At 46.1% G+C, this 24,543-nt stretch carries 25 protein-coding genes; 1 reads left to right on the plus strand and 24 read right to left on the minus strand.

All coding sequences use genetic code 11. From position 1 onward, the window contains the following. Nucleotides 1-103: 103 nt before the first annotated feature. Nucleotides 104-1,783, minus strand: coding sequence for an AMP-binding protein (locus UXZ23_RS10950; RefSeq protein WP_320820613.1), 1,680 nt, complete (start codon nt 1,781-1,783; stop codon nt 104-106). 459 nt (nt 1,784-2,242) lie between these two features. Between UXZ23_RS10950 and UXZ23_RS10955 the strand changes: the two genes are divergently transcribed. Continuing rightward, on the plus strand, nt 2,243-2,722 hold the full coding sequence (locus tag UXZ23_RS10955; protein ID WP_320820614.1) for a MaoC/PaaZ C-terminal domain-containing protein: 480 nt from the start codon (nt 2,243-2,245) through the stop codon (nt 2,720-2,722). 62 nt (nt 2,723-2,784) lie between these two features. Here the strand turns inward: UXZ23_RS10955 and UXZ23_RS10960 are convergent, their stop codons facing one another. The 23 genes from UXZ23_RS10960 to dnaX form a co-directional block, all read right to left on the minus strand. Next, nucleotides 2,785-3,744 (minus strand): AgmX/PglI C-terminal domain-containing protein, encoded by a 960-nt coding sequence (locus UXZ23_RS10960; RefSeq protein ID WP_320820615.1) that lies wholly within the window; start codon nt 3,742-3,744, stop codon nt 2,785-2,787. Beyond that, nucleotides 3,744-4,238, minus strand: coding sequence for a biopolymer transporter ExbD (locus tag UXZ23_RS10965; RefSeq protein WP_320820636.1), 495 nt, complete (start codon nt 4,236-4,238; stop codon nt 3,744-3,746). Before UXZ23_RS10965 ends, UXZ23_RS10960 begins: the two co-directional genes overlap by 1 nt. Before the next feature lie 2 nt (nt 4,239-4,240). Then, nucleotides 4,241-4,756, minus strand: coding sequence for an ExbD/TolR family protein (locus UXZ23_RS10970; RefSeq protein WP_320820616.1), 516 nt, complete (start codon nt 4,754-4,756; stop codon nt 4,241-4,243). 14 nt (nt 4,757-4,770) lie between these two features. Next, nucleotides 4,771-5,430 (minus strand): MotA/TolQ/ExbB proton channel family protein, encoded by a 660-nt coding sequence (locus UXZ23_RS10975; protein ID WP_320820617.1) that lies wholly within the window; start codon nt 5,428-5,430, stop codon nt 4,771-4,773. A 155-nt stretch (nt 5,431-5,585) separates the two neighbouring features. Beyond that, the gene (locus UXZ23_RS10980) at nt 5,586-5,906 is read right to left on the minus strand and encodes a hypothetical protein (protein ID WP_320820618.1); all 321 of its coding nucleotides are present in this window, start codon (nt 5,904-5,906) and stop codon (nt 5,586-5,588) included. A 2-nt stretch (nt 5,907-5,908) separates the two neighbouring features. Next, on the minus strand, nt 5,909-6,877 hold the full coding sequence (locus UXZ23_RS10985) for a tetratricopeptide repeat protein (protein WP_320820619.1): 969 nt from the start codon (nt 6,875-6,877) through the stop codon (nt 5,909-5,911). Then, nucleotides 6,858-9,665, minus strand: coding sequence for a tetratricopeptide repeat protein (locus UXZ23_RS10990; protein WP_320820620.1), 2,808 nt, complete (start codon nt 9,663-9,665; stop codon nt 6,858-6,860). The genes UXZ23_RS10985 and UXZ23_RS10990 overlap by 20 nt, the downstream gene beginning before the upstream one ends. Continuing rightward, nucleotides 9,662-11,593, minus strand: a complete 1,932-nt coding sequence (locus UXZ23_RS10995) for a hypothetical protein (protein WP_320820621.1) — start codon at nt 11,591-11,593, stop codon at nt 9,662-9,664. The genes UXZ23_RS10990 and UXZ23_RS10995 overlap by 4 nt, the downstream gene beginning before the upstream one ends. A gap of 4 nt (nt 11,594-11,597) precedes the next feature. Continuing rightward, complete coding sequence (locus UXZ23_RS11000; RefSeq protein WP_320820622.1) at nt 11,598-12,098, minus strand: hypothetical protein; 501 nt, start codon at nt 12,096-12,098, stop codon at nt 11,598-11,600. 17 nt (nt 12,099-12,115) lie between these two features. Beyond that, on the minus strand, nt 12,116-12,598 hold the full coding sequence (locus UXZ23_RS11005) for a hypothetical protein (protein WP_320820623.1): 483 nt from the start codon (nt 12,596-12,598) through the stop codon (nt 12,116-12,118). Continuing rightward, on the minus strand, nt 12,568-13,179 hold the full coding sequence (locus UXZ23_RS11010) for a hypothetical protein (RefSeq protein WP_320820624.1): 612 nt from the start codon (nt 13,177-13,179) through the stop codon (nt 12,568-12,570). The genes UXZ23_RS11005 and UXZ23_RS11010 overlap by 31 nt, the downstream gene beginning before the upstream one ends. Then, nucleotides 13,176-13,787: a hypothetical protein gene (locus UXZ23_RS11015; protein ID WP_320820625.1), complete on the minus strand. Its 612-nt coding sequence runs from the start codon at nt 13,785-13,787 to the stop codon at nt 13,176-13,178. Before UXZ23_RS11015 ends, UXZ23_RS11010 begins: the two co-directional genes overlap by 4 nt. Before the next feature lie 229 nt (nt 13,788-14,016). Continuing rightward, nucleotides 14,017-15,198, minus strand: coding sequence for a VWA domain-containing protein (locus UXZ23_RS11020; RefSeq protein ID WP_320820626.1), 1,182 nt, complete (start codon nt 15,196-15,198; stop codon nt 14,017-14,019). A 4-nt stretch (nt 15,199-15,202) separates the two neighbouring features. After that, nucleotides 15,203-16,045 (minus strand): MoxR family ATPase, encoded by an 843-nt coding sequence (locus tag UXZ23_RS11025; protein WP_320820627.1) that lies wholly within the window; start codon nt 16,043-16,045, stop codon nt 15,203-15,205. A gap of 220 nt (nt 16,046-16,265) precedes the next feature. Further along, nucleotides 16,266-18,449: a vWA domain-containing protein gene (locus UXZ23_RS11030; protein WP_320820628.1), complete on the minus strand. Its 2,184-nt coding sequence runs from the start codon at nt 18,447-18,449 to the stop codon at nt 16,266-16,268. Between the two features lie 33 nt (nt 18,450-18,482). Then, nucleotides 18,483-19,151 carry a YEATS-associated helix-containing protein gene (locus UXZ23_RS11035; RefSeq protein ID WP_320820629.1) on the minus strand — a complete coding sequence of 223 codons (669 nt, stop codon included), beginning with the start codon at nt 19,149-19,151 and terminating at the stop codon, nt 18,483-18,485. A gap of 336 nt (nt 19,152-19,487) precedes the next feature. Further along, nucleotides 19,488-19,844, minus strand: a complete 357-nt coding sequence (locus tag UXZ23_RS11040; protein ID WP_320820630.1) for a hypothetical protein — start codon at nt 19,842-19,844, stop codon at nt 19,488-19,490. Between the two features lie 13 nt (nt 19,845-19,857). Beyond that, nucleotides 19,858-20,298 (minus strand): YcgN family cysteine cluster protein, encoded by a 441-nt coding sequence (locus UXZ23_RS11045; protein WP_015486746.1) that lies wholly within the window; start codon nt 20,296-20,298, stop codon nt 19,858-19,860. Then, nucleotides 20,295-20,579, minus strand: coding sequence for a YcgL domain-containing protein (locus UXZ23_RS11050; protein WP_320820631.1), 285 nt, complete (start codon nt 20,577-20,579; stop codon nt 20,295-20,297). The genes UXZ23_RS11045 and UXZ23_RS11050 overlap by 4 nt, the downstream gene beginning before the upstream one ends. Next, the gene (rnd, locus tag UXZ23_RS11055; protein ID WP_320820632.1) at nt 20,572-21,744 is read right to left on the minus strand and encodes a ribonuclease D; all 1,173 of its coding nucleotides are present in this window, start codon (nt 21,742-21,744) and stop codon (nt 20,572-20,574) included. Before rnd ends, UXZ23_RS11050 begins: the two co-directional genes overlap by 8 nt. Next, entirely contained in the window at nt 21,741-22,283 is a 543-nt protein-coding gene (locus UXZ23_RS11060; RefSeq protein ID WP_320820633.1) for a toprim domain-containing protein, read from the minus strand. The genes rnd and UXZ23_RS11060 overlap by 4 nt, the downstream gene beginning before the upstream one ends. 22 nt (nt 22,284-22,305) lie before the next feature. Continuing rightward, complete coding sequence (locus UXZ23_RS11065) at nt 22,306-22,632, minus strand: YbaB/EbfC family nucleoid-associated protein (RefSeq protein WP_320820634.1); 327 nt, start codon at nt 22,630-22,632, stop codon at nt 22,306-22,308. Between the two features lie 24 nt (nt 22,633-22,656). Further along, a partial coding sequence (dnaX, locus tag UXZ23_RS11070; protein WP_320820635.1) for a DNA polymerase III subunit gamma/tau occupies nt 22,657-24,543 on the minus strand: 1,887 nt, incomplete at its 5' end.

Raw genomic sequence — 24,543 nt, forward strand, 5'->3', positions numbered from 1 at the left:
CCATTAAACAAAAACGCCTCATACCAAACGATATGAGGCGTTATTGTAACACTCTCGTAGCGAGCATCGCTCACCCACTAGAGGGTTAATTTACCCAGTTTGCTTACTTGTGCTTAGCAAGCTCAGCATCACGCAATTCACGGCGTAAAATCTTACCAACGTTGGTTTTTGGTAGTTCATCTCGGAACTCAACAAAACGCGGTACTTTATAACCAGTTAGGTTTTCACGAGCAAAAGCAATCACATCTTTATCGGTAAGCGCAGGATTTTTAGACACCACAAACACTTTAACCGCTTCAGAACTCTTAGGATCAGGAATACCAATCGCAGCTGCTTCAACAATATCAGGATGCGCGACAATCACTTCTTCAACTTCATTTGGATAAACGTTGAAGCCAGAAACGATGATCATATCTTTCTTACGATCGACGATTTTCATATAACCGTCTTCCATAATCACAGCAACATCACCAGTTTTAAGCCAACCATCTTCAGTAATTGTCTCAGCTGTTGCTTCCGGGCGCTGCCAGTAACCTTTCATGACTTGCGGACCTTTAACACAAAGCTCACCCGGTTCACCAATCGGCAACTCGTTACCTTCTTCGTCGATCACCTTACAAGTAGTTCCAGGAACAGGCATACCAATAGTGCCTAACTTGATGTTGTGATAAGGGTTAAACGAAACCACTGGAGAAGTTTCCGTCATACCAAAGCCTTCAGCAATGTCACAACCCGTTACTTGCTTCCATTGCTCAGCAGCATCTTTTGTTAACGCCATACCACCAGAGATGGTTAGCTTTAACTTGCTGAAGTCGATATTACGGAAATCTTCTTGTCCGCACAAAGCGACAAACAAGGTATTCAGGCCTACAAATCCGCTAAATGGCTGACCTTGCAGAGTTTTAATAAAGCCTGGAATATCGCGAGGGTTAGGAATCAGTACTGAATGATTACCTGTCTCTAATAGGACCATACAATGCACTGTAAAGGCGTATATATGATAAAGCGGTAGAGGGGCAATGATGGTTTCTTGACCTTCTTCCAACACCATAGTGAAAATACCATGACACTGCAGCATGTTCGCCATCAAGTTGCGATGGGTCAACATAGCGCCTTTAGCAACACCCGTAGTACCACCAGTGTATTGAAGCACCGCGACATCTTCAGCATCAACATGAACTGGGGTATAGGATTTACCAGCCCCTTTACTCAGTGCAGCGCGCAATCCCACAGCACCGGGAATATTGAAATCCGGAACTTCTTTCTTTACGTATTTCAAAACGCTGTTAATCAAAATACGTTTTACAGCACCGTGCATATCACCAACGTTAGTAACTATAACGTGCTTAATACCGGTTTTTGGAATCACATGTGCCGCTTTATCAGCCATATTTGCCAGAACAACCAGCGCTTTAGCGCCTGAATCGTTAAACTGGTGTTCCATTTCACGCTCGGTGTAGAGCGGATTCGTATTCACAACTACCATGCCTGCGCGCATTGCGCCAAACACTACCACTGGATATTGCAAAATATTTGGCAATTGCACAGCAATGCGGTCACCCGCCTGCAAGGTGGTTTCATTTTGCAAATAAGCTGCGAAGGCCGCGCTCTTTTCGTCTAGCTCTGCGTAGGTCAGTACTTGTCCTAAGCATGAAAATGCGGGACGGTCGGCAAATTTCTTAACGAAGCCATTAAAGATCTCGACGACTGATTCATGCTGATCAACGTTAACCGTGGTTGGATAACCCTCCGGATAGCGCTCTTGGAAAAACTCAACGTTCATACCACCTCCTAAAAAACTCTGACAATATTATCGTTATGTTCAGAGTTTGTGAAAATCAGACGACCAATCTACTCCCCTAAAGCAGATATGCAGGCCGAAAAGCGTTCCGGAGTTTAACTGTTTTCCTTCAGTCCGGCAAAATAGTAGGAGGGCTATTTCAATAAAAGTGCGCAAGATTGACATGAGAAATGCATTTCTAAGCCAATGACAAGAATAAGTGATTGTTTTTTGTACAGCTCATTGTCGTTAATGCGTCAGTTAGAGCCTCAATACAGATAGTGACCAATCTAACATCCGATAGAACCCAACTCGTCGCCTTTGGAAATAAATTTGTAATAAACGCGGCACACACTAGAGCTTCTAGATCTATACTTACACTCCTATTGGTCTAAGCGACCAATGACGTAACATGAATCGGCATTGACCAATACACAGTTAACAACAAGATTAGGATGATCCATGACCACCATATCCAACCGCCCTTTTAGTGAAATTGTTATCGGAGAGCAATGCCAACGCACGCACACTGTCACCGAACGTGATCTTGTGTTGTTTGCTGCGGTATCCGGCGACCACAACCCTGTGCACCTTGATGCTGAATACGCTGCGACAACTGCTTTTGGCGGCCAAATCGCTCATGGTATGTTTACCGGCGGGTTGATTTCAGCCGCTCTTGCGATGCAACTACCAGGACCTGGCACTGTTTACATGGGTCAGACTTTGTCATTCAGAAAGCCAGTCATGATCGGCGATTCACTGACCGTCGTATTAACGGTACGAGAAAAACATGCTGAAAAGCCTATCGTTACTCTTAATTGCAGCATAACGAATCAACATGGGAAAACGGTTGCTACCGGTGAATCGGTCGTTATGGCTCCAACCACTAGCGTTACTATCGACACTCCAGATCTACCTAATATCCGCATTAACGATCAGTAAGTTTATGCTCAAGCTTTAGACGTAAAAAAAGCCGCAAATGCGGCTTTTTTATTTGGCTGAGATTATGGATTAAATCGGATTGGATATTCCGCTTTCGTCACATCTAGGCCTGGTCTATCTTCAAACTGCATCTGACGACATTTCGATTCTAATCGACGAATCAACTTATCATCTTTCAGCTCACTTTTGATCGCCTTACATTCACGAACACTGCCGTTAGGCTCGATTACGAGGGCTAAAGTCACAGCACCCGCCAACGTTGGATTCGCTCGCAATGCTCCGCGATAAATCCGGTCGTAATGAACGTTGTAAGTTTCAAACGCTAAACGTAACTCTTCTTGGCTACGCTTACGCGATTCCTTAGTTTGTGCAACCTGCTCTGGTGTTAACTCAACGGCTGTTAACACACGATCCGCCAAAGTCTCACCCGCTGTTGCCGTTGTTAATGTCGCGACATCAACACCGCCAGAACTACGAGAAGCTGCCGCACGATCCACTACGGATCCCACGCTCGTTGCCTTGTTACCTGCATTACTTAAACCGGAACTTGAGGTCTTCAATGCAGCAACAGGAACTTCTGAGCGTAAACTACTTAAAGCAGCCAACGCATCAGCACCAAAGGCTTCTTTCGCTTTCTCTTTTGCCGCTGCGCGCTTCTCTTCCGTTGCCTTCACCTCTGGCTTACGCTCAGGTTTAGGCTCTGGCTTTGGTAACGGCTTAGGCTCAGGTTTCGGTTCGGGCTTAGGCTCTGGAATAGGTTCCGGCTTAGGCTCAACCTTAGGTTCTGGTTTCGGCTCAGGTTTCGGCGGCTTTACCACTTCTTTCTTTTTACGCTCAATCATCTTTGCCAATTGCGGCGGTATCTTTTCTAACTCACTGCGATCTTTCTGCGGCAAGTTAATTAAAGGTACAGCAATACTGGTAACCAGTACGATCAGTAACAGTACCCATAAAAAGGCGCGAAAACGGCGACCGTCGCCACTATCACTCCAGGGTAACTCAGGAGGACGATACTGCGACATTACGCACCCCCCGGCTGCAATTGATTAACAGCAAGCGAGATATTATTAAATCCAGCCTTCGAGCAGGTATTCATCACCTTTTTCAATACCGCGTAAGCTGTGCCTTTGTCACCCACAATAGTAATCGTACGACCCAGCTCTTCAAGCTCAGGAGACAAAGGCGTGCGTGCCGCGCGGTAATCGAGCTCTTGCTTTAACGCCGCAATCAGATCCGCTGGATCTTTACTCAAGGATCCAACCGAAGCCACAACACGCCCTTGAACAAGAATATCCTCGCGAGTCACTAATACAGTCAATTGGTCATCAGGCTTGTTCTCAGCCAAAGACACGGGGAGCTCAACAGTATCCGTATTTTGCACTTCTACTTCTGATTGGTTCACCATCAAGAAAAACACCAAAATGGTGAAAATATCCATCAGGGCTGTCAGGTTTAAGTTACTTTTATTGGCGTTACGCTTATGGTTGCGCTGCATCCGTTTTGCACGACGAGACATCTTCACGGTGTCACCTCCGCGCTCTCAGCATCACCGAGAGAAATATCCGGGAATAGCACAGCATCGACTAGCGACGCCGCAACAACTGCTGGATAAATACGCGCAGTATCCATTACCGTTACCAAGGTTTGGTAATCAACATCCGACTCCGGCAATAAAACGATATCCGTTTTATCCGCGAACACTGGGTTTTTCTTCACATCTTGTAATGCGCTAGATAAACCGTCGAAATCAAATTTATCACCGATTTTTGGTAACTCTTTTAAAGATTCTGTTTGCTCCATGTACGTACGAGAGATAACAAAACCCGTATTTCGAATTGTCACTTCAAGCGTGACATCCTCGGGATTAATCACTGCCGGATCATTTTGATCGCCAGCAGGAAGCCTGAGATCTAACACCGCAAGCTGAGAGAACACCATGTTCAATAGCAATACTGGCACCAGTACAATCATCAGGTTCATAAAGGATGTTACGTTGAGCTCCGCCTCTTCTTTTAATCGCTTATGGCGTCTCATCGGAAGCTAAACCTTTATTGACCGTTATTACCAGGAGTATCGTTTTGGCCAGCTTTACGCTCAGTGATGATGTTAAGAAACTTCACCCCAGCCATTTCAATACTATCAACGATTTCGCTGGTTTTAGTTTGCAGATAGCTGTGCATTAACAGCAAAGGAATAGCAGCAATTAAACCGAATGCCGTGGTGTTCATCGCAACCGAAATACTTTGTGACAACAGCGTTGCCTTCTCAGCCGGTGCTGCGTTTGCAACGGCGGTGAAAGCCGCAATCAAACCCATAATGGTGCCTAAAAGGCCCATCAGAGTAGCGATGTTCGCGAGTGTTGCTACGTATTGTGTGCGCTTTTCTAATTGCGGAATAGCTTCCATCAAACCTTCTTCCAAAGCGTATTCAATTTCTTCACGACGTTGTGAACCCGGAATACGAGCAATACCCGCAGCAAAGATATTGCCGATGTGCGTATTAGACGAGTTCGCATAATTCAAAGCGCTGCGCAAGTCACGCTTTTTCAACATAGGGAGAAGTTCATCAAAGGCACTGCGGTTTCCTGATTTCTCTTTCAATAAAAAAAAGAAACGCTCCAGAGAAATCGCCAAACCAATCGCCATAATGATCGCGATTGGCACCATGAAGGCACCGCCCTCTTGGAAAAAACGAATGATAGTATCCATGATATCTCCACTTAACTTTTTGTTGTTTTACATACAATAAACGAGACGCAAAAATCTCGTTAAACTTGGTTATTAAGGCCAGCAATATTAAACATTGCACCGACCCGTGCTTTGGTTCGATTTAACCATTAAATAACAGTTAAAAGAACCGTGAATTACTTCACTTCTAACAATTCTTTCAAACGGGTGAGATGTTCCGGCTTCTCAGTATAAAGTTCGCCGTAACGCATCTCGCGCCCTAAGCCATCTCGACTGATTGGCTGAAACCAATGGCGGGAATAACTCGTTACAGGCTCATACAAACGCCCAGTACCTGGCGGTGGTTGCCATGCAGTTACATACAATACGTTTGGATTTTCACTATTACCTTTAATAGAGATACCTTGCAAACGCACAACACCGTCATCTTCCTCAGCCCCAGTGGCTGAAGTAAACATTAAGATAAATAAGCTACTAATTAGCATCAGTAAACGCATTATTACTCCTTAACCGTTTCAGTTCCGGAACGACGTTCCAAATCGGCAATCCATACATCCAGGGTTTTATCATCGCCCAGCAATGCCTTTGCCTGTTTGTATTCTGCCAATGCACTAACCAAATCATTGCGGTATAAGTCGTACAAAATGCCTAAATTATAATACGCCTCAGCATCTGTTGGATTACACGCAATCGCAGCTTTATAACTTTGTTCGGCCTCGGCAAATAACCCTAATTCTCGCTGTGGCAAGGCTCGCACACGATGCACAGGACAATAGGGCTTGAGCATGGTCGGCTGAGCAATCACTGGTGTCACCGTCTCAGTTTTTTCAGCAGCGTCGGTATCTGTTGGCGCAACAAGGTTTTTTGCATCAGCCGATTCTGTGGTTTCAGTTTCAGTATTAACAACTACCTCAGAACCTTCGTCCGTTGAAGGTTCGGCATTAAGCTCTTCCTGCGTCAAACCACTTTCTGATTCCATAGCTGCTTGTTCGGCACTCGCTTCTACTGGCATAGTCAGCGAATCTTTGGTTCTGGGGACTTGATCCATGGCTACATTACCAGCATCAACGACTTGCTCTATAGTCTCGCCCGAACCGTCTGCCGCTACCGATAACTCTTGCTGTTTTGCCGCCGCTAACTGGGCTTCTAATGCGGCATTAATTTCATCTACGCGCACCAATGCATCAAGACTTGCTTGATATTCACCGGTGCGGTAAAGGGCCAAACCCAAATTAGTCCACACACCGGGTAAATCTGGATGCGTTTCAGCAAGCTCCTTCCAAAAGACAACGGCATCCTCGTAATTGCCATCTTGCAACAACACCAAACCATTTTGATATCTAGCCTTTAAACCTTCTGCCAATGGTTGTGCAGTGGGGCTTAAATCTTCAACAACGGCGATAGGCGCTTTTGCTGCGCAGCCCGCAAGAGTTGCCAACAATAAAAGACTAGCGAATCTGATCAACATACGTCGCTACCTTTTCTGGTTTGTTATATTGCCCAGGCATTAACTCAGCCATAGATGAAAAACTTTTCTTAACCCACTGGTCATAAAGGCCATCATAGGTACGACGAATATTGGTTTGATGAATATCAATCGCAGCTTCATCAAGAGGGAAAGCCTGATCTTCTAACAGATATTGATATTCCTCGGCCTCTACCTCATCCATACCTTTTGGTTTTTCTGAAGTCATTAAAGACTTACTCATTTGCGCGTACATATCTGCAATATGGAATGTTGCCGGAGTCGTAAACTCAAGAACTTCCATTTCTACTGCTTGGGTATAACGTTTTAACGCGCGCTGCATCGGTTCGTTTTTACGCACAATACTCTTGGCCAATGGCAAGGTTATTTTGACTTTTTCAAAGGCAACACGATCAAACTCAGCGAGCTGAAATGCAGCACTAGAAGCTAAATAACGTGACCGTTCGGTTTGTTGGTCTTTACCGTTGCGATGCAAGCGAATAATTTTATCCAACCAAAAACGACGTTTATCTTCATCACCTTGCAGAGCATAGATCTGATCTAACTTGTAATGTGCTTCAATGGCTGGATCGAAAGGCGTTTTATAGGTGTGCGCGTAACGCTTGTACATCACAATCGCATTATCTAAATCATTGGCCTTTTCGAAATATTCAGCAGATTGAAAGCTAGCGATACGACGTTCATCTTCTTCTTTGGCATCGTTCGATAATGTCATCAATTCAAATGCCGCTTTACGCCACTCACCTTTACCTTCGTAAGCAACAATCAGCTTGCTCGGAATATCTTTTGTAAGTTCATGATTCGGATATTCCTGACGGAATTTCAACAAGACGCCCTCTGCACGGTCGTAATCCTGCATTTCCATCAATAAAGTAGCTGCATCATATTCTGCATTCACCTTCAATGTACTTTCTGGTACGACTTCCGCCAAACGCAACCAGTGATCAACTGCCTGCTGTGGTGAGTCGACTTTCACCTGCTCACCCTGCTTATAAATTGCTGCTGCGGCTTTTTGACGAAGATCAGCACGTTCTTTACGCGATAATTTTTCATATGTAGAAGCACTCAACAAAGAAACTTCGGCTTCATCATAAAAACCCAATTCAAAACTTGAGTGGCCTTGAACTAACGAGGCGCCGTAACGATAACGAGGCGGTAATTCAACACCGGTTTCTTGTGATAACCGAGCCGTCGACAACGCTTGCTCGTAATATTTATCTTTCAGCAAGGTTTCAGCTGTATTCACCAATACAGTGCCGCGACGCGGATCATCTGGAAATTCCGTCACGAAACGTTTGGCACTGGCAACATTTAGCTGACGCCATTCCAATTCGTGTTCAGGTGCAGGATTGTATTTAGCATAGGCGAGTAAAGCTGCGTAACCGGCTTCGGCGGCATCCTCATAAAATGGATACTGATAGGCGACAATCTCGTAGTTATTGCGAGCATCGTCATAACGCTCTAAATCGAACGAAATTTCGGCCAACAAGAAGTGAGCTTTTACTGTATCTGCCGCTTCAGGGAAGCTACGAATATACTCACCGTACCAACGAGCGGCTTCGTTAAAGCGTTCCTCTTTTTCAGAACGCTTCTTCGCCGCCTGCGCCCAGCCATGAGAGAAAGTCGCCAAGTCCCAAATATATTTTGATAGCGCAACGGTAATTTCTGCTCGTACTTTAACGTCATGCGATTCCCAATACGGAGTGCCAACACCAAAACGCTCGTTGTAGGTTTCTTTATGCTTGCGTAATAGCTCCGGATACCCTGCGGTTTCGTAGCCCGTAATTAAACGCTCGTAATAACTAGGCGCACGATCGGAATCAGGATAACGATCGACATACGCGCGTAATGTAGACGCTGCACTTTTGTAATATTTCTTTTCGTAATACTGGTCAGCTAGTTGCGCGTACAACTTATATTCATAAAAACGAGCGCCGTGCTCATCAAAAAAGCGAGCAATTTGATTCCAATCACCTAAGTAATCAAACATGATCGCCATGATGCGCAAAGTATCGTTTAACAAATCAAGATCACCCCCCCCTGCCGCTACAAGCGCCGCTTCATCAGGGAAATGTTCATCAAGCATGCGCACGAATGCAAGCAAGCTTTCTTCATAACGCGCTTGTTTGAAAATACTCCAGCCCTGCAGATACTCTGCATCGCGGTAGAAGCGGTTGGCGGCTGGACCAACGCTGATAAGCGCTTGGTAAGCGGCCTCGGACATTTCATAGTCACCCGCAGCGTAGAGCAACTGCCCCAATCGAAATTGCGCTTCTAAATAGTAAATAGAACGCGGATAACGTTTAACCAACTCCTCCAGCACGCTAATTGCTTGATAGGGTTGACCAGCTAATGAATACGCTTTGGCTAATTGATAATAAATGGCATCGTTATCAACACGATCCGGAAACGCCTTTAATAAATTTTCATAGTCATCGATTGATGCTTTAGCTAGGATTCGATCTTCAGCCAGTGCAGCTTCGTCATCGACGACCCGCTCCATACGAATTTCGTCGGATTGTAATTTCAAACCAGCAATACGATGAGCAACCCGTACACGCATTTCAGGATCAGTTGCAACCGCCAAATACGCTTGATAGTAGCGCACCACATCTTCATGGCTGACAGCAAGAGGCTCGTTTGAGACCGCTCGTACTTTCAGGCCGCCAATATCGGAGATACGTATGGTTTTATCACTACGGCTAAATAAACTACAACCTGTACTTGCTAGCGTTGCGGCGATGAGGACTAACGATAAAAAGAATTTCATTTATCGTCTCCTGCGGATCGCATTTTGCGCTGCAAAGAGTCGTCATATAAACGCGCTATCGCTAATCGTGACTGTGCTAGGTATTCGTTTAATCGTGCGCGCAATGTCGTCAAATACTCATCGGTCATTGTCAACAAATCATCAAGTTGACGCTGGTGTAATTCTTTTACTTTTGCCAATTGAATATTCAATGATTGTTGCAGTGTGCTAACACGCTCAGGAAATCCCTTCCAGCTACTATCGGCCCACTCTAGCGATGTGCGCGTATTCTCAACCTGAACTAACAATTGCTCTGTCACCGCTCGAAGCTTCCAATGATGACGAGTAGTATCCCAGCGTCGCTGCGGCTCTTGCTCATAAATATTCCAGAGCTGGATCCCGCGCATTCTGCGCCAGCGCTCTTTATAAGGAGCCAAATCTCGTGTTGGAGTACCCACTTTTGATAAATACGATACGTTAGGGACAACATTACGGAGTAAATCAATATTCTTATGTTCAGATTCAGATGCATAAGCAAACACAGCTTCATCTTCAGCCATTAAACGATCTTGAACGGCTAAAGTACGGCGTAGCAAATCCATGTGTTTTTTTTCTAATGCAGCAAGTCGTTCTTCTCCGCTCATATTTTGCAACGTCTGCTGACGAACGACTAGAACGTCCTGCCACAATTCCAAATCATTTTTCTGACGCAGCAAATCGTGTTCCATACGATCGAGATCGTGCAGACTAGCCAAGCGCTCGACAAATGCTGGCTCGTCAATTAGACCTTGAGCAAAAAGTGCAACGGGGGTGTCAGGAACATCTTCAAGGCGTTGACGTTGCCAGCCCCAGCCTTCGCTCTGATTGTCGACCTGCCAATCTAGAATCCACTCACGAACCTGAACTGGATCACGAAAATTATCCAATGCTTCCAGCATATTGACGATTTTTGCTTCGGCGCTAACATATGCTTGCACTGATTCATTAGTAGCTTCAACCAATTCAAGTGTGTGAGGAACCGCAAGAAAAGACTCAATAACCGCTGGTTGAAATCCATCATATTGTTGCTGCAGTATTCGCCAAGGCTGAAGCGCATCTTCATAACGCCACTGACCAAGTAAATTCCAACCATAGTGCAGTAACCCTGGCGCTGAAAATACCGACTCTAAACTCATTTTTTCAAAATAATCGTTGGCCATCGCTGGCTTATCGTTATCCATCGCCGAGATTCCAGCGACCAGTAAAATTCGGTCACGCAAGGCATTACCTTCTTTATTCTTCGGGAGATAAAAAATGCTCTCCGCAATAAGACGTTCTAAATCACGACTACCGAAGTTTTGGCGAATCATGACCAAAATAAGGTTATAGCGAGCTATGCCGGTCCAGATACTTTCATCAGCCATGGACTTTAAAACAACACGAGCATCACTAATCCGGCTTTGTAACGACAAACTTGAGACCAATATGGAGTATGTCTCTTGTAAGTTACCCTGTGTTATTTTCGGTTCGGCCTGGAGGGCATTGCGAGAACTAATCTCTGCACGTTCCCACTCACCTAAATCGTACCAACGTTTACCTAGGTAGTACCAAGAGTCACCACTTGCTGTGGTCGTGGTAATACCGGCATTGAAGAATGCTTTTTCAGCCTCATCTTCTAAACCTAGCGCCAATAACATAGCCGCACGCATAACTTCCGCTTCTTGCTCAGGGCTCTGATCCGTTTCGCGCAAATCTTTCCATGCCGCTAAAGCGGCGAGACCCTCGTGATAGTCACTGGTTAAATAATGGTAGTAATAATTTCCGCGTAATAAACGCTCTTCGGCACTGGCACCGTCATCAATTTCATCCAGATCGAAATCGATATCCAATAAGCCATCCACGAGTTCATCTGCCTGCACTGAAGCAAGCATCGACATTGTCACAACAAAAACGAGAAAAAGTAATCGCATTGGTTTACCAGTACTTCAACTGTACCCGGGCACTTTGCCGCTCTACAAAATCCTGAATTACTAATTCAGTCAACAATGGCTTACTGGTTTTTTCGACGATATCTTCTGCAATCAACTCACGCCCTTGACCGAGATGATCAACCCCGCGAACAACGGCACGAACCGTGTGTTTACCTGGAGATAAATTAACATTGCCTAATGGCTGAACGGCCCCCATGCGCAATGCCTTAACTTGACGTTCGGTATAAATGTGTTGAATTTGAGATTCACCATCAACACTTAATTCAATCGACAATGGCTCAAAATACTCTCCATGAGATAACGATAAATGGAACGCCGCACGCGTCGTCGCAGGACTCAACAAATCTTTTTCTAATTGATAGAGATCTGTGTTTAATTCCAACACCGATTGTTTAACGCTTTCAACGTCTTGACGAATTGCCGCATCTTCTGCATTTGCAAATGTACAAGTGAATAAAAACAAAACACTAAAAAATAACTTCATTAAAATATCTCCGGACCTTATTGGTCGCGCACCTCAGAAATCCAGCGCATCATCGCCGCTTCAACTTCACCGTAACTCTCTTCAAGATCACCAATAATTAAGTGATCCAAAACCCCATCAGGACTGATTAACATAACCGCCGGCCGAGGTTCGAATAGCCAAGATTGCCGCCATTTTGTGTCGTAACGTAAAACCGGCAAACGCATCTTAGGTGGTTCATCATCACCTTCAGGCACCCAAACAAACCAACCCAACAATCCGTCAATTTCTAAACTTTCCGCCAACAACTGATAGCGTGCGAGCGTTTCGGAGCAAGCATCACAACGATCAAGCCAAATTAACATCAAGGGCTGACCACGCACCTCGGTTAAACGCTGACCAAAGCCATTGACCGAGAGCATTGTGAAATCATCAACCTTGTCACCAGGCTTTAACGTCTCTAATGCGCTGGCTGGTAGCGCCAACAATATTAGTAGTAAATACCGAACGACAAATTCCATTGCATCCCCTCGTTAGCACCTAGTGTTTTCAAGCGCTGATCATCCACTCGATATTGACGCGCACCGAAGCTGTACCAGTAATTCGTTGTATTCGCCTGCCATGACAAACCAAGAGCGGTGTAACGGCCACGGGTATCGCCCGTTTGCTGACTCCCCATCGCTACCTCAACGGCCATGAGCCAAGGGAATGTATAATCACCGAATGTACTCGCAGTACCTTGCAGCAAGGCATAACCGACACCCGCCGTAGCAAGTAATACTTGCTCTCGCTCTTCGACCACTAGGCCATTGTCGAGGGTAAAATCGAAAAAGGAGCTAAAACCTAACTCACCAGTAACATACCAACGTTCGCCGGCAAAATAGCGCGCCGATAGATTTAAACCGGGTTTTAGTTCGTCTTTTTCAGCGACGGTATTACTAAAGCCAATACCTATAGTGCCGTGCTGACGTTCAACAGAATCTAAATCCTCTAGCCCTGAATATTTAACCTGAGGATCATAAATATCAGTACTGGACCGCTCAGCTGAGGCCGTCGATGCGAAAAGAAACGCACATATAGCAACAGCAGTAGAAAACTTCATAGCCTTAACTTCCACGCCAATGACACAGAGGAATGGTTCACCATGTCAGAATCTAGAGAAATATTGGTGCCGACTCGTAAGGCGACATCTAAGTAACGTTCAGCAGCCCAAACAACCTCAGCAGACACAAGCGCCAGTGGAACAATTTCATCGGTTTCTGAACTCCAATGGTTACTGTCACCATACTCACTGCCAACTCCGACTGCGGCAGAGCCGAGTACTTGAAAATTTAAAATACTGCCTATCTGTCTTGTTAGCCCGAGTTCACTAATAGACCAACCATAAGCGCCTTGATCTGACACGGTATAGCGGCCGAATAGACTCTGCTCATGTAAGGGGACAACGACACCAAAACCCAATGCCGACTCACTATTCAAAATAAGCTCTAGACGCCAATCGCTTGGACGAGCATCGTTACGCAACTGCCACAGTTGAGCAACGCTAACGCTTTTAACAAGATGAAGTTCGGAAAGTGGAAGCCAGCCTTGTTTACGACCATCACTAAGCAATAGCCAATCACCACGAACGGCAATAGGTGTCATGGAATGATCACTGGATACTTCGAATACAACAGGGTACGCCGCGCCTGGGCCTTTATGAAGCCGCACGTATTCTATTTCTGCCTGCGCAGTTGAAGTCCATAGGAATATGAACGTGTTTAGTAACACGCAAACTATTGACGACTTGATATGTTGGCTAAACGCCACAACCGGCATATTTACCGCCCTATTCTTGTTATTTTTATAGGAGCGTCCATGCCGACCAGTCTTGGTTGTACGATAAGGTACATCACTTCCCCGTCTAAATTAATCGCTCAATAGTAACTTTCTAACACCTTTACTTACTGAGAAATTTCATCGCATTCTCTAGACCAGTGAGTGTTAGAGGATACATTTTATCTTTTACGATCTCGCGAATTGCTCCTAAAGAACCACCCTGCCCCCAGTGTGATTCTGGTGCTGGATTCAACCAGACCATTTTTTCGTAGTGATCGGACATACGCTGCATCCAAACCGCCCCCGGTTCTTCATTCCAGTGCTCGACACTACCACCCGCATGAGTCACCTCATAAGGTGCCATCATGGCATCACCAACGAAGATAACTCGATAGTCACTGCCATACTTGCGCAAAATGTCCCATGTTTCTGTGCGCTCGTTCATACGACGGATATTATTTTTCCACACGCTCTCATACAAACAATTATGAAAATAAAACGTCTCCATGTGCTTGAACTCGGTACGCGTCGCGGAGAATAACTCTTCGCAGACCCGAACATGGGGATCCATAGAGCCACCAACATCAAAAAACAGCAGCACTTTAACGGCATTGTGACGCTCAGGCACCATTTTAATGTCAAGAAAACCAGCATTTCTGGCAGTTGAGCTAATGGTATCACCCAAATCAAGCTCATCTGCTGCGCCTTGACGGGCAAATTTGCGTAATCGACGCAACGCTACTTTGATATTACGCGTACCTAATTCGATGCTATCGTCTAGGTCTTTGTAGTTGCGTTGCTCCCAGACTTTAATCGCTTTCTTGTGTCTCGACTGCCCTTGATCAATACGAATACCTTCGGGGTTATAACCATTGGCTCCGAAAGGCGATGTGCCTCCGGTACCAATCATCTTATTTCCCCCCTGATGACGCTTATGCTGCTCTTCCAATCGCTTTTTGAATTCTTCGATGACCTGATCAAGACCACCAAGCGCTTCGATTTTATCCATTTCTTCTTTCGACAGCATGCGCTCGAACTCTTTGCGCATCCACTCGGCCGGAATTTTTGCGTCCTCCATCATGGAAGGCAATGAATCCAAGCCTTGAAAATAAGCGCCAAACGCTTTATCGAACTTGTCGTAGTGTTTTTCGTCTTTAACCAAACACAGGCGTGCAAGGGCATAAAACTCGTTCATATCAGCGAAGGCAACATGTGCCTGTATCGCATTAACGAGATCTAGGTATTCCCTGACCGAACATGGGACTTTGGCACGACGCACCGTCTCGAAGAAATCGATTAACATTGAATTAGCCTTTGCGACGACTCATGAACGCGAGCTTTTCTAGTAACTGCACATCTTGTTCATTCTTAACAAGCGCGCCGTACATCGGTGGAATAGCCTTGCTATGATCTTTATTGCGCAGCACGTCAACACCCACATCATCAGCCATTAATAGCTTCAACCAGTCAATTAACTCAGAAGTTGATGGTTTTTTCTTTAAGCCGGGAACTTTGCGCACGTCAAAAAAAACATCGAGAGCTTCACGCACAAGATCCTTCTGAATATGCGGGTAATGCACATCCACGATAGCTTTCATGGTATCGCGATCAGGGAAGTCTATGTAGTGGAAGAAACAGCGACGTAAGAAAGCATCTGGCAGCTCCTTCTCGTTATTACTCGTAATTAAGATAATAGGACGATGAGTAGCTACGATACGTTCTTGGGTTTCATAAACAAAGAACTCCATCTTATCGAGTTCGAGCAATAAATCGTTCGGGAACTCAATATCGGCCTTATCAATTTCGTCGATCAACAGTACCACGGGCTTATCCGCCGTGAACGCTTCCCACAACTTACCTTTGATGATGTAGTTGGAAATATCATGGACTTTGTCCGTACCAAGCTGAGAATCGCGTAATCGTGATACCGCATCGTATTCGTACAGCCCTTGATGAGCTTTAGTCGTACTTTTGATGTGCCACTGAATCAAGTCAGTGCCCAGTGATGTAGCCAGCTGTTCTGCCAACATAGTTTTGCCAGTACCGGGTTCACCCTTTAGCAATAACGGGCGCTGCAAGGTAATAGCGGCATTCACCGCCATTTGCAGATCCGGCGTTGCAACGTATTCACCAGTCCCCTGAAATTTCATAGCTACCTCTGTTTAAGCTTCATCAAAACAGGCCAGAGTATAAGGATGCCAGTGGCACTCAGCAAGGGACTGACCGTATTACTATTCACTGCACTCAGCAATTATGCAAAGTGCGACCCGAGATCGTTGCGCAATTTGGCCAGTTAAAAAAAAACCGCTTGCGAATCAATCACAAACGGTTATTTTTTAGTCTTATTACATTCGATTGTAGCGCTCTCTACTATCCCTTATTTAATGGGTCGTCATCGTCTCCAAACGGATCCTTACCGCTATCATCGGCCTTTTTTAGCTCATCCTCAGCATCAAATTCACCCCAATCATCTCCGTCTTCAGGATCAATCGCAAAATCGTCTACCGCAACATTGATATTGGTATCACTGCCCATCGATGTGGGCGCTCTGCCACCCAGAGGAATCTCTTCCTCACCATCCGCCTCAAAATCGTCAAAATCTCCAGCTTCTAAATCTGCATCATCCAACTCACCGAGATCCAAGTTTGCAGGAGCTGTCCGCTCGGCTTCGCTGGCACTGCCAGCTTTCTTACGACTAAACCACCAGTAACCAGCCCCGCCAACAATAGCAATATTAGTAATGCCTAATAGAACATAAATCCACCAAGCAATACCTTCGTCCTCCTCAATAACTTCAACTTCTGTCTGTTCGGCATATTTTTCAGCCAAGTCAGGCACTACAGGCTCAGGAATTGGTAATGGGGGCGGTACTTGCGCCTCCTCTGGCGGCGACTGCGCTTCTACCTCGTTCTCAGGTTCGACAACAGGAGCCACTGGTTCAGCTATCGGCTCCGTCTGTATCGGCGGAGCAACTTCTACCGGCGTAGTAACAACACTTTGTAGCGGGAAGTCGACAACAATAGCCTCTGGCTTGCTCTTAAATGTTTTTCCGCCCTGAGACACTCCGCGAATATTGATGGTTACCTCGTAACGCCCGTCACCTTTTTCATTGGTTAGATCAAGAACCCATTCCTTATCGGCTGCACTGTACTCCATGTTTTGGATGACAGAATTTCCGTCGGGGCTAGCAATTTTGGCTATGATGCGACTTAAACCGGTATCAATCGAATCTCCCTGTGGAGTCACAGTAATATGAACGCGCTGTTGATCCGGAAAAGGTTCTGTTTCTACTTTCAGCGGCTCAGCAAGTACCGCTGTTAGCACTTGTCTGCGCTGAAATGTACGACCGATAGCATTGACTTCAATGCGGTATTCACCGGGCATAGACAAACGACTCATGGTTTCGAGAAACACACCTTCAGGCGGCAAATTTTCGGGATCAGACAACAGCTTACTACCCGTGCGGCCATCAGGAGCGGTAACCTGCATGCTAATATCGGTCAGTTGCAACACCGCAGGCTCAGTAACGACCTCACCTTCATTCACTAGCGCTATGCTCATATCAATAGGAGCACCGGAAAACAAATTGGCAGGAACGCCAGAAACCGACAATTTTAAATCCGATAAAATTTGTACACGATTGTCTGGATCAACATCTGCATCCACAGACCACTTACCTGCTTCTGGTCCTGAAACAGTAATCAAGTCGAAGTTTAAATCGTGGTGCCAACGCACTTTATCTTGGTTGTCGGCTAGTGACTGAGTAATAACAGCACCAGAAGGTGCAATTAGTTTTGTTTCACGTCCTGACGTACCTCTAAAGATGAGGGCTGTGAATTCTTCTATGCTAGAGTCAATATCGAAATTGTTGTTTGTCAGCGGTACTTGCTCGGCAGGAACCGCACGATCAAACGCTTTTAAAAACGCAGGCATCAAATCATCGGCTGTATTGGCCTGCAAGAATAGCCCGTCGGTCTCCATCGCAATTTGTTGCAAGGTTTCTAGATCTGCAGCGTTTGACAAAGCCAAAGTATGAATTTTCGCGCCGGTCTCGATATATTTCGGTAAGACTTCTTTTAATAACCGTTGTCGCTCAGCTGAATTAGCTTTTGTAGTGGGGTCGCCATCCGATTTATCCATATCAATACGGCCATCAGTTAGCAAAATTACCGTATGCTGATAACCACTGTCGGGAGCCATTTGCCACAGCGCCTTATCTAAGGCATCAACAAGATTGGTATTAAGCCCAACGGAATTTATCTCTGACGATTTTGTTTTAGCATTGCGCCGCCAGTTAATATTAACCGTATCGAGTGGCACCAACATGTTGACGTAGCGGCCAAATGTCCAGACACCTGCGCGACTATTATCAGGAAGTAATTCGACTAGCAGATTAAGCGCCGGGCGGCGCAAATTCTGTGGGTCGGTATCTTTCATACTGCCAGAGATATCAATGATTATTCTGACATCTCCCGGCTGAGTGTTTTGCTCAGCCGCGGTTGCTTGATTGGCAATAAACAGCAGGAGTGAAAAAATCACTCCGGTCAGCCTCATGCAGCGCACCATATGCTCTCCGGCGGATTTAGTTTAGAGACTGGTCTCAAGTACACGACGCCCCTTCTCTGTGATGTGCCAACGCACACCATCTTTTCCGCTCACTTTTCCGGCAAGGCTACGAGAGGTAAGCACTTGCAAAGTTTTTAAAACGGTCACTTCTTCTTGGTTTGCTTCACGACACACACCGGCTAACGAGCGGAAAATGAAACGACCGTTAGATAGGATTTTCAACACTTGCCCTGAAGTGATATCCAGATCGGTACTAGCTTGGGTAATTTGCGGATCTAAATTCGCAGTATCGTGTTCTGTTTCGGTATCAATCAAAGGTAATAATTCGCTTTGAATAATACGAAGGCTTTGTTCAACCTCTTCGGAACGCTGACGCGCACTGTGCGCTTCGTTCAAAATACGATCGGACATATTGTCGATAAAGAAACGACTCAAAAGTGCCGACACTAAACAGAAACCGGTAAAGATCAGCAGCTGCGACGGGTCACCCTGACTCTCTAAAACCAATTCACTATTCACCATATCCAGTACCACAGGTACTAGGAAAGAAGCACCAACCCCAACCACTAAAAATCGTGGCAAGCTTGCCGCGTCAGGATCTTTATCACCATAAAGGTAATAATTTACTAAGCCGCCGAAAATACCAGCCAACAGCATAACTGTCGCGAGAATAAATATATGATTTGCCATGGTCCCAACCTCTCGTTCATTGATTCGGTAACGCCCCAAATCCGATGAACAGCTCCCCTGATAGATATTTACGTTAGTGCGGTATCAGAAATTCAGACGCGATACGCCATGAAATCAACAACACCTGCCTACATAAAACTAGCAAAGTTTTACTGGTTAGCCAGAAAAGTAATAAATAAATGAGTTAACCGATCATTTATTGAACAAACAAACAGGAGAAAAGGAAGAAAATCAGAGGAAGTAAGGAAAAATATGAGAAGGAATTAGCAGTATGACGATGAGAATTACAACTTAGACTAACGACGCCACAATGGCGTCGTTTCAGATAACAAACAACTAAGCGCTGGCTTCTGAGTCCTTGACTGAATCTTTCATGCGAATGAGAGAAACCAACAGGCCAAGACCAAGCACGGCAGCCCCAATAGCCAATGCGGCTGCAAACCAAGGGATACAGTAATTCACAGACTCAGGGCCACTGATTAAAAACGTGAAAGCAACAACAAGAAAACCCGGCGCCCAATACATAGATCCAGCCTCAATAGGGACAGGTGTAAAGATAAGCACCGCGCCAATTAAGCTGAATAAGTGATAGCCGATCCCCGGCGTCTTGATCCAAAATAGCAATTTTCCCCAGCACCAATAAGCCACTAGAGCAGAAACCAAATACAACAGCCAAAACTGGCCATATGTCATTACACTATCCACGTTATGCTTTCCATATAATGCGATCTTGCCAATCGTCTTCGTCAATTAAGTTGTCGGCTATGCCCTTATTACGCATCGAAATCCCTGCTTCATGCACCGATTCTTTCGTGCCCGAAATCAGAGGATGCCAATCATACAGAGGCTTTTTTTCAGCCAGTAAACGATAGGCGCAGGTTTCAGGCAGCCAAAAAAAGGTTTGAGCTTGATCCGGCGTTAACCATACGCAACTAGGCACAAGCGTATTGCGTTGCTGGTATTCTGTGCATTGGCAATTGTTCGTATCTAAATAACGGCAATGAACATCGGTGTAATATACCTCGCCGGTTTCATCGTCCTCGAGCTTATGTAGGCAGCACAGCGCACAACCATCGCACAACGACTCCCATTCAGAAGACGTCATTTCACCTAGCGTCTTGCGCTCCCAAAAAGGTTGATGGCTCATTCTTTATCAATTTTGCAAAATAGATCGAGCAAGTAAGGTTCTTTTGCCGGTGGCATTTGCAAGTAGTACCCCTTTTCTTCAAGCGCTGCTAACACTTTTTCTGTATCCGCTCGGCCAAGCGATTTTTCTGGAGTTAAGACCATGGTCATTGCTAATTCTGGCTTGCCAAACATGGCCATTAACTCTTCTGGTACGCGAGTAAATGCATCTTTACGCGTGACGTATAGATACATTTCGTCTTTCTTTTTTGTCTTGAAGACGTCGCACAAAATTTTACTCATGATTGCTTTTTTCCACTTTGCTCGCAGCTACACCCTGCGTCATCATTAACAATAAAGTTTGGCCAATTACATCCTTACGCCACCCACTTAATACTTCGGGAAGCTGGTATTGACCGTCGTGATACCCAGAGCGCACTACAAATTCAAGTGCGCGTTTATTAGCCAACAGCTCAATCGGTATATTGAGCTGCTCGGCCGTGAGCGTCACGGCATCTTTTAGATCTTTCATAGATTGCGCGGCAATCGGAGATAAGGGACGATCAAGCTGCTCTGGCCAAAAGGCCTCGTCTTTTGTCATCGCCACTTCGACAATTTTCAACAAAATATTGCCTGCGTCACGAACGATCGGCGGCTTAACACCTGCCTTCACCAATTGATCACGATTTTTGGCTTTAAAACGCGCAATATTCCACAGTGAATTATCATCAACAACTTTATTTCGCGGAACATCACGATTACGCGCTTCTTGTTCGCGCCATACAGTCAGTTGCTGCAATATATATTGCTCTTGCGGGCGCAACTTCCAAGCCAGCTTAACCTTTCGATACAAGGCTAGGTACGAATCATCAATTTGGTCAGAGGCGTCCAATAAGCGTGTGCAATCTTCTGCCAACCATTCTTCTCGCCCAAGCTCCCGTAACTGTTGACGCAATACGGGATACAACTGATACAGGTAATGAACATCCGCAACAGCATAATCCACTTGCTCTGAACGCAGCGGACGATGCAACCAGTTAGAGCGCGTTTCTTCTTTCGGCAAATCAATCTCTAGCAACGCCATTACCGCGCGTTGGAAGCCCATTGAACCCCCATGCCCCGCTAGTGCTATGCCTAGTTGGCTGTCCGCTAATGGTCGCGGAATAACGCCGGTTAAACGTCGACAAACTTCTAAATCTTCTGCGCACGCGTGAAATACTTTCAGTACGTTAGGGGCCTGCAACACCTCAACAAAAGGGGTCCAATCCTTGATCAATAAAGGATCAATAAGGTAACAACCCTTCTCTCCCGCTATTTGAATTAAACCCGCTTGCGGATAAAACGTCGTCGTTCTTACAAATTCGGTATCAACGGCGAGGTAGTCTTCTGTCAACCATTGTCGACAGGCAGCAGTTAGAGCATCGTGATTTGCAATCCACAGTGGCTCCGGTATATCAAGGCGGCTCATTTAGCCCCTCCAATCATCGGTTGCGCTATGAAATCGCTAAACGACTGCATTAACGTATGAGTATCTAATAAAAAACGCTGTAGATATTGTGCGGTAACATCTCCTTCAACAGAGCCTGCTAGCAGCAAATATACGATGTTCGGTTGCATGCTGTTTACGCGCTGCTGCAAGGCGGCTAACGGTAGCTGCGCTGGGCCAATACTAGCGACAGGCGATAGCACACCATGCAATACAAATAATTGACCAGAAAAACCCATATCACAGAGTATTTGCGCCTGCTCCAATTCAGCAACAACGGCCAAGCACTCTTGTCCGCGGGCGAGATCATCGCACACAGAACAATGATCGTCGGTGAGATATATCTGACAGCGCTCACAAGGGCGGATGCGCAGCAATGCCGACTGCAAAGCTTGCACAAGCTCATCACCACCGGCTCGGTTTAAAGCCCAGCGCGCCATTCTGCCTGCCGCTCGTTCGCCGATTCCCGGAAGAGAATCGAAGGCACTGACTAGAGCTTTGTATTCCGCTGGCAACTTCATAAATAACGCGTCGGCTTTAAGATTAGAATGGCAATTTCATACCTGGTGGTAGACCCATTCCAGCAGTCATCTTCGACATCTGTTCTTGATTGTTTTGTTCAATTTTACGTACCGCAGCATTGACCGCAGCGGCTAATAAATCTTCCAAAAGCTCTTTATCTTCACTCATGACGGAGTCGTCTAGCTCAACACGCTTAACGTCATGACGACCATTCATTGTCACCTTCACCAACCCCGCACCAGACTCACCAGTAACTTCAGCTTCGGCCAATTCTGCTTGGGCTTTTTGCATCTGCTCTTGCATCTTTTGGGCTTGCTTCATCAGGTTGCCCATTCCACCTTTAATCATACAATTCTCCTAACAATCGATTAATTAACTGACCGGACGGATGGTTTCTTCAACAACTGCACCACCCATTTCCGACAAAATATGATTGACCACGGGGTCGGATTCAATCGCCTGCTTTGCCGCATAGAATGATTCGGCATGCAGGCGCTGACGTCTTTGCTCTGGAGTCTCGCCTCGCGGTGAAACCAACTCCATTTCAATACGCGCATCAGCAATCAATGCACTGAGTGCATCTTGGATTCGTAGGCGCTGAGATTCATTAAATAATGCCCCCTGCGCCGGATCGACATCAAAACGCAACACGCCGTCGGCAATTTGTACTAAAGCACTGTTGCGTGCTATCGCCATCGGTAATCCCGCAAGCTTTAGACGGTCGACCCATTGCCACCATGTATGCGGCTGTAATTCGGGTAGCTCACTCTGCTCGACCACGCCCGCATCTAGGTCTTCAACTGCAACTATTGTACCGCGCTGCTCCGCTACCGGTATAGCTGCGGCGACAGGAGTGGCAGGCGCATCCATCAATGAAGTCGCCATGCCGCGTGCTATAGGTCTATTTTCTGTTCGTACTTTTGGCACCAGTTCTGGCGATGGTTCATCCCAAGGCACATCTAAACTGGCATTAGGGAGGGAGCTGTCAGTGGGGAAGCTAGGTGAATGCTCATCATCAAAAGATGGCACATCATCAAAACGATCAGACAAACCCGCGACTGGTGCAGCAGACTGTTCGTTATTGAACTCGCTCAGCACAATCGTAGGAGAATCGATAGTCTCAGATTTTTCGACCAGAACCGATGCTTCGGATTCCACTTCACTCACCATCGGCGCTTTTAAGTCAACATGATTGACGACTTCAGTTACTACTGGAGCAACCTCAGCTTCAACAACCGCATCTAATGCATCAGGACGTGGTATTAGGGTCTTTTTTTTTTCAGTTGCCACTTGCAGGGCACCGACTAAATCGAGCTCTGGAACCACATCCGGCGCAGGGCGGAAGGCCAGCATCCGCAGCAGTACCATCTCGAAACCTTGGCGCGGCTCGGGTGCCATTGCTAAATCTTTTCGGCCTTGGAGGGCAATCTGATAGTAAAGCTGTAAATCTTCTGGCTGCATGGCCATACCAAGGTTCAAAATGGCATCGCGATCGCCTTGGGAATTTTCGATAGCATCGGGCACAACCTGCGCTAAAGCAGCGCGGTGCCAAATGTGCAACAAGCCCTGCAACACCTCATCGAAATCAGGACCATGTTCCGCCATTGCTGCAACTTCATTCATGACATCGGCGGCGTTCGCTTTTGCCATAACCTCAGCCATCTTAAACAGACGACCGCGGTCCATGGTGCCCAACATGGCGTTGACCTGCTCTTCGCCGACAATACCCTCGCCATAGGCAATAGCTTGATCGGTTAAGCTCAATGCATCGCGCATACTGCCCTGAGCTGCGCGTCCTAACGACCACAAAGCAGGTTCTTCGTATTGAAACTTTTCAGCGTCTAACACTCGCGCGAGGTATTCAACTATCCGCTCAGGTGTCATATTCTTGAGGCTGAACTGCAAACAACGCGACAGAATGGTCACCGGCAATTTTTGCGGATCTGTGGTTGCTAACAAAAATTTAACGTGCGCTGGTGGCTCTTCTAGAGTTTTCAGCAAAGCATTAAAACTGTGCGAAGAAAGCATGTGCACTTCGTCGATCAGGTAGACCTTAAAGCGACCACGCGTGGGTGCATACTGGACGTTATCAAGCAGTTCGCGAGTGTCTTCAACGCGGGTACGAGAGGCAGCATCCACTTCAATAAGATCGACAAAGCGCCCTTCTGCAATTTCCTTACAAGAACCACAAACACCGCAAGGGCGGGCACTAACGCCTTCTTCGCAGTTCAAGCATTTAGCCAGAATTCGAGCAATGGT

The organism is Thalassolituus sp., from assembly GCF_034111725.1.
Lineage (GTDB): Bacteria > Pseudomonadota > Gammaproteobacteria > Pseudomonadales > Oceanobacteraceae > Thalassolituus.